General features: G+C 70.0%; 5 protein-coding genes. 3 read left to right on the top strand and 2 right to left on the bottom strand.

The features are described from left to right. Nucleotides 1-12 precede the first annotated feature (12 nt). Entirely contained in the window at nucleotides 13-1,560 is a 1,548-nt protein-coding gene (locus Q0066_RS14005) for an ATP-dependent DNA ligase (RefSeq protein WP_298133932.1), read from the bottom strand. 100 nt (nucleotides 1,561-1,660) lie between these two features. Here Q0066_RS14005 and Q0066_RS14000 point away from each other — a divergent pair, with 100 nt between their 5' ends. The 3 genes from Q0066_RS14000 (at nucleotide 1,661) to Q0066_RS13990 (ending at nucleotide 5,943) form a co-directional block, all read left to right on the top strand. Further along, nucleotides 1,661-2,620 carry a DNA-3-methyladenine glycosylase 2 family protein gene (locus Q0066_RS14000; RefSeq protein WP_298133930.1) on the top strand — a complete coding sequence of 320 codons (960 nt, stop codon included), beginning with the start codon at nucleotides 1,661-1,663 and terminating at the stop codon, nucleotides 2,618-2,620. Between the two features lie 42 nt (nucleotides 2,621-2,662). Beyond that, nucleotides 2,663-4,573 carry a M3 family metallopeptidase gene (locus Q0066_RS13995; protein WP_298133928.1) on the top strand — a complete coding sequence of 637 codons (1,911 nt, stop codon included), beginning with the start codon at nucleotides 2,663-2,665 and terminating at the stop codon, nucleotides 4,571-4,573. Nucleotides 4,574-4,836: 263 nt separating this feature from the next. Further along, nucleotides 4,837-5,943: a PQQ-binding-like beta-propeller repeat protein gene (locus Q0066_RS13990; RefSeq protein WP_298133926.1), complete on the top strand. Its 1,107-nt coding sequence runs from the start codon at nucleotides 4,837-4,839 to the stop codon at nucleotides 5,941-5,943. A 238-nt stretch (nucleotides 5,944-6,181) separates the two neighbouring features. Here the strand turns inward: Q0066_RS13990 and Q0066_RS13985 are convergent. Continuing rightward, nucleotides 6,182-6,454 (bottom strand): DUF885 family protein (locus Q0066_RS13985; RefSeq protein ID WP_298133924.1); only part of this gene is annotated, 273 nt, incomplete at its 5' end.

Here is a 6,454-nt window from a genome sequence, read left to right as displayed (position 1 = left end):
GATTCGACGGCATCAACCGCTGCTGACCGGCCCCTCAGATCCGCCGGCGAGCCGACGCACCGTCTCGATGGTGTCGGCCTCGTCGGCGGACTTGTCGTCTCGATAGCGCAGCACCCGGGCGAACCGCAGCGCCAGCCCGCCCGGGTAGCGGGTGGAGCGCTGCAAGCCGTCGAAGGCGATCTCGACCACCTGCTCGGGCCGCAGATACACCGTCCAGTCGTCGCGGTGATCCTCGAGCGCGAGGAAGCGCTCGGTCTGCCAGGTCAGCATGGCGTCGGTCATGCCCTTGAACGTCTTGCCGAGCATCACGAAACCGCCGGTGGCCGGGTCACGGGCGCCGAGGTGGATGTTGGACAGCCAGCCGTGGCGGCGTCCGGAACCCCATTCCACGGCCAGCACCACCAGGTCGAGGGTGTGCACCGGTTTCACCTTCACCCACGACGAGCCACGGCGTCCGGCCTCATAGGGCGCGTCGAGCGCCTTGAGCACCACACCCTCGTGGCCGGAGGCCAGCACCGCGGCGGTGAACTGTTCGGCAACCGCCGGGTCGTCGGTGACGATGCGGCCCACCCGCGCCGGTTCCGGCACCAACTCGGTCAGCCGGGCCACCCGCTCGCGTCCGGGCAGGTCGAGCAGTTCCTCGTCGTCGAGAGCGAGCAGATCGAAGAAGAACGGAGTCATCGGGGTCCGGCCGCGCAGTGTTGCGGCGTCGTCGCTCATCGAACGGGCCGCGGTTTCCTGGAACGGACGGGGCCGGCCCTCGACGTCCAGAGCGAGCGCCTCGCCGTCCAGGATCAGCCGACGGGCGGGCAGCGCGGCCACCGCCTCGACCACGTCGGGTAGCCGGTCGGTGACGTCGTCGAGGCTGCGGGTGAAGACCCGGATGTCGTCGCCGTCGCGATGCACCTGGATGCGGATGCCGTCCAGTTTGGCCTCGACGGCAACCTCACCGCCCAGGCTCGTCATCGCCTCGGCCACCGACTTGGCGCTGGCCGCCAGCATCGGCCGCACCGGGCGGCCGACCCTCAACCCGATCGCGGCGACGGCGTCCGCACCGCCGGTGAGTGCGGCGACCGCGACAGGTGGCGTGGCGCCGGCCAGCATCACTGCACGTCGGACCGCGGTCACCGGCAGTTCGGACGCCCTCACCAATGCATCGACCATCACGCCATCGAGGGCGCCCTGCCGGGTCTCGCCGGTGATCAACCCGGCCAGCCAGCGCTGCTCATCGGAGGTCGCCCGGCCCATCAACTCGTCGAGCCGAGCCTTCCGGGCCAGTTGCGAGCCGGGTCCGGAGAGTTCGGCCAACTCGGCGAAGACCGCGTCCACTTCGGTCACCGTCAGGGACGGTCCGGTCGCCGCCGGGACGGTGGCGCGGGCCGAGCGCCAACCCACCCCCGTGCGGCGCTGGCGCAGCGACCCGGACAGGTAGCTGGTGACGATCTCGATCTCGTCCGGCTCGGCACGACGCAGCGTGTCGGCCAGCGCGGCGATCTTGACCAGCCGCGACCGGGTGGCGGCCACCTGCGCGGAGGTGGCGACGAGTTCGGCCAACAGCATGCCGACCATTGTGCAGCCGCCCACTGACAGATTCGTCCGCCACGTGAACGGGAGAACTGTCAGGTCGCCGGGCTACGCTCGCCTCCGAACAAGGAGGGCCATGACGATCACCACGGACGCCGCGGCGCGGACGCGAGAGTGGCGTCCGGCTTGGCCGTGTCCCGTGGGGGAGATCTGGGCGCACTGGCGCAGAGGTTCCGGCGACCCCACCTACCGGATCGAGGCCGGACGGCACTGGCGCGGCATCCGGACGCCGATCGGGCCGGCCGCGGTGGCCGTCCGACCACTGACGAGTATCGGTGTGATCGAGGCCCAGGCTTGGGGCGAGGGTGCCGACTGGGCGCTGGAGCGGTTGCCGTCCATGCTCGGCGCGGACGACGACCCGGCGGGTTTCAGCCCGCGTCACCCGGAACTCGCCCAGGCCCTTCACGAGCATCCGCACTGGCGCCTCGGACGCGGCGGACTGGTCTGGCAGGCGCTGTTACCGGCCGTCATCGAACAGAAGGTCACCGGGCAGGAGGCCTTCGGCGGTTTCCGTCGGTTGGTGCACTTCTACGGTGAGCGGGCGCCGGGGCCCGGCGCCGCGCTGCGGTTGTGGGTGCCGCCCGGGCCGGAGGTGGTGCGCCGGATCCCCTCCTGGGAGTGGCTCAAACTGCACATCGACCCGGCCCGCTCCCGAACCCTGCTGCGCTGCGCTCAACGCGCCGACGCGCTGGAGCGCACCCTCGGCCTGCCCTCCGACGAGGCCGATCAACGGCTGCGGTCGATCCCCGGCATCGGCATCTGGACGTCGGCCGAGATCCGTTTCCGAGCCCATGGCGACGCCGACGCGGTCAGCTTCGGCGATTACCACATCCCCAACGAGATCGGTCACGCCCTGGTCGGACACGACCTGGACGACGCCGCCCTGGAGGCGCTGCTCGAGCCGTACCGGCCGCACCGGCATCGGGTGCAGGCCCTGCTCGGCACACGGCGCTGGCGGGAGCGGCACGGCCCGCGGTTGGCGCCGCGCACCCATTTGCCAACCGCTCCACGACGGCCCCGCGCCCCTCGCGGGTGAGGGTTCTTTGCAGTGTCAGACCGAGCCCGTAGTGTGCCCGGCATGGCCCTGAAACCGCTGGAATTCCCCGCCGACGACTGGCTCACCTGGCTCAACGAGCGGGGCGCCGGCCAACTGCAGGCCGCCCGCGAGAGCATCGCCGAACTGGTCCGCGCCGAGCCGGGCAACCTCCGCATCGTGCAGCTGTGGAACGACGCCGCGATCGCTCTGCGCAACGCCGGATCGGTCGCCGGACTGCTCTCCTCGGTGCACCCCGAAGCCGCCGTGATGGAGCGCGCCGAAGAGATCGAGGTGGAGGTGCAGGGCTACTCCACCGACCTCCATCTCGACCCCGACGTGTATCGCGCGCTCAGTTCGGTCGACCCGGCCACTCTCGACGACGACGGACGCCGCATGCTCGCCAAGTCGTTGCGCGACTTCCACCGTTCGGGCGTCGACCGCGGCGCCGAGGTCCGCGACCGGGTCCGAGAGCTCGAAGCGAAGACCACTGAACTCAGCCTGGCCTTCTCCCGCAACATCCGTGACGGACGACTCGAGGCGCGCGTGCCGGGGTCGGCACTTGCCGGCCTGCCTGCCGACTACGTCGAGACGCATCCGGTCGACGCGGACGGCCTTGTCGGCGTCTCCACCGACTACCCCGACGTGCTGCCCTTCCTCACCTTCTCCACCGACGCTGCCGCCCGAAGGGTTGTCGCGAGCACCTTCTTCAGCATCGCCTCGCCGATCAACGATCCCGTCCTGGCCGAGTTGCTGCAGGCCCGGCACGAACTCGCCACCCTGCTCGGCTACGCCAACTGGCCCGACTACGACGCCGAGGTGAAGATGATCGGCTCCGGTGACGCCATCGCCGCGTTCATCGACACGGTCAGCGCGGCGGCCGGGCCGGCCGGCGAGCGGGAGATCGGCATCCTCGCCGCGCGTGCCGCGCTCGACGGTGAGAGCGAGATCGATGTCTCGAACTGGCGCTATTTCCATGAGTTGGTCAAGCGGGAGCAGTACGGGGTCGACGCCCACGAGGTGCGCCGCTACTTCGACTTCGGCAAGGTCCACGACGGACTGCTGCAGATCACCGGGCAGCTGTTCGGACTCCGATTCACCTCGGTGCCGACCGACCAGGCCCGACCCTGGCATCCTGACGTGACCAGCTACGACGTGAGCTTCGACGACGGCCGCCGGATCGGCCGGATCTACCTCGACCTGCACCCGCGCGAACGCAAATACAACCACGCCGCCCAGTTCGACCTGGTGGCCGGCGTCCGCGATCGGCAACTGCCCGAAGGGGTGCTGGTCTGCAACTTCCCGCACGGCCTGATGGAGCACCGCGACGTCGTCACCCTGTTCCACGAGTTCGGCCACCTGATCCACCACCTGCTCGGCGGCGACCAGAGCTGGGTGCGGTTCTCCGGCGTCGCCACCGAATGGGACTTCGTCGAGGCACCGAGCCAACTGCTCGAGGAGTGGGCGTGGGACGCCGGCGTACTGCAGCTGTTCGCCACCGATGCCGACGGCACCCCGATCCCGGCCGAACTGGTGACGCAGATGAAGGCCGCCGAAGAGTTCGGCAAGGGGTTCCTGGCCCGCACCCAGATGTTCTACGCGGCTTTGGCCTACCGGTTCCACCTCGAGCGGCCCACCGACCCGACCGCCCGCATGCTCGGGCTCTATGCCGAGTACAGCCTGGTGAAGCCGCTGCCCGAGACCCACTTCTACACCGGGTTCGGGCACCTCGCCGGATACACCTCGGGCTACTACACCTACATGTGGAGCCTGGTGATCGCGAAGGATCTGTTCAGCGCCTTCGACCCGGACAACCTCCTCGGGCCGGAGGTAGCCGCCCGCTATCGCGACGCCGTCCTGGCGCCCGGGGGCAGCAAGGATGCCGGCGAACTGGTCGCCGACTTCCTCGGACGTCCGTACAACACCAAGGCGTTCGAGGACTGGCTCAACCGCTGACCGTCGCGAACTCGTCGTTGGTCGAGCTTGTCGTTGGTCGAGCTTGTCGAGACCCTGCTGGCCGAGTGGTTTCGACAAGCTCAACCAGCTGCGGTGGCGCCTCGAGATCCCGGCCTTCGCCGGGATGACGGGTGGGTCGTCACCCGGGTGGCGTCGTCATCCCGGGTGGAGGTCGTCATCCTGGCTGAAATCGTCATCCCGGGCTCGACCCGGGATCTCGTCATTCGCCAGTGCCGGAGGGCTCCGCGGACTACCGTGATGCCATGCCGACAGGCAGGTCCGCTCGCGCGGGAGTCGTGGCCCTCGCGCTGCTGCTCGCCGGGTGCGCCGGAGGTGTCGCCGTCACCCCGTCCACGACGCCCTCGACCACGGCCTCTGCCGCGGCAGCTCCACCATTGGCCGACGACCTGACCGGCGGCACCCCCGTCCAACTCGGTTCGGCCGGACATTGGGCGATCTCCGCCGGACGCGCCTTCACCATCCCCGACGACGGCACCGTCACCGCCCTCGACCTGGCCAGCGGGCGCACCTTGTGGCGAGCCGGGTTCACCACCGGCAAGGCTTGGGACGCCCGACCCCAACTCGGACTCAGCACCAACCAGTCGACGCTGATCGCGGTGCGCACGGTCGACACCGACGCCGGCGCGCGACTCAACCTGTTGCTGCTGGACGCCGCCACCGGCACCGTCCTCGCCGAACACCTGATCTCCGACCCTGGCCGGAAGTGGTCGGTGGATCTGCCGCCCAAGGTGCTCGCCGCCGATGCCGACACCCTGGTGCTGGCCGACGACCCCGAGTCGGGACGGCAGACCGCGGTGGTCAGGGTGTCCGACGGGCGACTGCTGTGGCGGGTCGATGAGCAGGCCGTCGCGGCCAGCGCCGGCACGGTCGTCACCCGCAGCGGTGGCCGGGCCCGTGGGGACGGCAAGCAACGCTGGCAGGCTGCGGCGCCGCTCGGCCCGCTGCTGGCGCAGACCTCCGATGTGATCGTCGTAGGGATGGCCTCATCGGCGGTCTGGTTCGACCCCTCTCTCGGCCTGGAGATCGCCCGGATCGACGATCTGGGCGAGGCGGAGCCACCCTGCGCCGCCACCTCCGACGTGCTGGTCTGCCTGAACGCCGGGGTCGCCGGCTACGCGCTCGCCAACGGCACCCAACTGTGGGCGTCGTCGGTGCCGGCCCAATCGATCGCGATCGTCAACGACTGGGCCTACCTCTGGCGTCGCGACGGACGCGGCGACGTCCTGGACGCCCGCACCGGCCACGTCCTGATCGCCGATGCGGTGCTGCCGTCCATCCGCTACGCGAACGGCACGGGAATCCTGGTCAGCGACAAGAACGGTGACCGCTGGGTGCCGTTGGTCCGCTGACGCGGGTCGTGTTGGACGGTGCCCTGATCCCGGCGTCCGCCGGGATGACGGTGTGCGGTGTGCTCGTCATCCCGGGTGCGGTGTGCTCGTCATCCCGGGCTTGCCCCGGGATCTCAGTCAGCGGCCCCCACGATCACAGAACCGGCTCGAGGGGACGACGATTCCGTTGGTCGAGCTTGTCGAGACCCTGCTGGACGCGGTGGGGGTTTCGACAAGCCAACCAACGACACAGGACAAATCAGCTCGCGGTGTCCAGCACGGCGTCGCGCAGCACGCTGAGCGGCAGTGAACCGAGGTTCAGTGCCCGGCTGTGGAAGTCCTTGAGCGAGAATGCGTCCCCGGCCTGTGCGGACGCCTCGGCGCGCAACTGCTCCCAGAGCCGCTGCCCGATCTTGTACGAGGGCGCCTGACCCGGCCAGCCCAGGTAGCGGTTCAGTTCGAACCGGAGGAATTGGGCGTCCATGTTGACGTTGGCGCGCAGCAACTCCCAGGCCTTCTCGGCGTCCCAGGT

Source organism: Micropruina sp., assembly GCF_027492755.1.
Taxonomy (GTDB): Bacteria; Actinomycetota; Actinomycetes; order Propionibacteriales; family Propionibacteriaceae; genus Micropruina.
This window is presented reverse-complemented; position numbering and strand designations above follow the sequence as displayed.